General features: G+C 43.4%; 2 protein-coding genes. Both read left to right on the top strand.

Going from position 1 to position 1,753, the window contains the following annotated elements:
- On the top strand, positions 1-231 hold a 231-nt coding region (locus tag OEX01_09720), incomplete at its 5' end, for a hypothetical protein (protein MDH5449261.1).
- 310 nt (positions 232-541) lie between these two features.
- Positions 542-1,753 (top strand): hypothetical protein (locus OEX01_09725; GenBank protein MDH5449262.1); only part of this gene is annotated, 1,212 nt, incomplete at its 3' end.

The raw sequence follows: 1,753 nt of genomic DNA on the forward strand, positions 1-1,753 counted from the left end.
AGAGAAAATCCTTCAGGCCTCAGAGTGGGCTTCCAAGATGTAACTAGGAGGGGTTTCAAGGAAAGCGATATCAAATACTTATGTGCTTTAATGTTGGATGTTGTGAAGAGAAAGAGAAAACCCGCTGAAGCAAGAAAGGATGTTATTGCGCTGAGGCAGAACTTCAAGGGAATCAAATATGGTTTTCAAAGCGTCAACGAAGTAATAGATCACTTGAAGAAGTATGCTTAGAACTTCCAAACAATCAAATGCATCGCTCTAGATTCTATTCCAAAAGAAGACATTCCACGTAAAGCAAAGTTTCGAAAAATCCTCTTCTATCTACTAGAAGTAAGTTCAATAAATCTTTTATACCAGAAAAGCGATTGTTGTTGTCAACAAAAGGAAATCGGGCCTATGAAAAACTACTCAACGACTTCAACGACCAATTCTCTAATGATGTTCTATCGCTACCGCTATTTCTTTTATCGTTAGACCCAGTTAGCTGAAACAAAATTTTGCATCTTAGCTTTCTGGGCTTCATGGGGGGTTTGTATAGTTTATGAAACAATCTGGTGAAGAACGCCGCAAACGAATTGTGGTCAAATATGGAGGAGCCAGCCTAGCAGATCACGAACGCATGTTGAAGGCAGTTACGACAGTGGCTAAGGAAGGCAAGAAGGGTACACAAATCGTCGTGATCGTTTCCGCCATGGGAAAAACAACCGATTCGCTTCTCCACGCAGCCAAAAATGCTTCCAACGGAAAGATTGAGAAAGGAGAACTAGATGAAATCTTGGCAATGGGTGAAAGAACCAGCATCAGAATCTTCGCCGTGGCTTTAAAAGCACAGGGTGTAGAATCCCGTTACTTCGACCCATTAGACCCAGACTGGCCCATCATAACAGACGACGTTTTCTCCGATGCAAACCCAATCTTGGACAAATGCGAAAAAAGAATCCAGCAACACGTGCTTCCCATCGTTGAAAAAGGCGGCATACCCGTCATCGCAGGCTTCGTAGGCAGAACACCAGATGAAAAAATAACTACCCTTGGAAGAGGTGGAAGCGACACAACAGCCTTCATTCTAGCGAAAGCCATAGGAGCAGATGAACTTATCATGGTTACCGACGCCGAAGGAATCATGTCAGCCGATCCCAAGATCATAAGTAAACCAGAAAGACTCACAGAAATCGACGTGAACACCCTAGTGGGACTAGCGGATTCGGGCACAAAGTTTATCCACAGAAAAGCTTTGCGATACAAGGACTCATCCGTAAAAGTTAGAGTAATCAGCCACACTCACGGAGACCTAAACGCAAAAGGCACCTTAATCAAAGGAGTCCTGTCAACCGAACTAAACGTAGTCCCAGCAAGCCAATTCCCCGCCATGTCGATTACAGTTGTGGGTCTCGGCGTTTCCGAAAAACCTGAAGTAATTCAAGAACTAACCGAAACGGTCAGAGCCCATTCCCATCTGCTGGGACTATCTTTGAATTATGACTCACTAATTTTGTACGCGTCAGAAAACGAAGACTCGAATCAGCTTCTCAATAAAGTTCACGAAACAATCATAGAACACGAGGAAACCCTTGCTATGTCGGTTAGAAAACAATTAGCTTTTCTTAAGGTTAAGGGTGTTGGCTTAGAGGAAACCCCGGGGCTAATTGGAAAAATATCCGAGACTCTGAGACTAAACGCCATAAACATTTTCGGCCTACTAACAATCACATCCAGCATTCTCCTCTTCGTAGACTGGAACAAAAAAGAAAGA

It is taken from the genome of Candidatus Bathyarchaeota archaeon (assembly GCA_029882535.1).
In the GTDB taxonomy this organism is placed as follows: Archaea; Thermoproteota; Bathyarchaeia; order Bathyarchaeales; family SOJC01; genus JAOUKM01.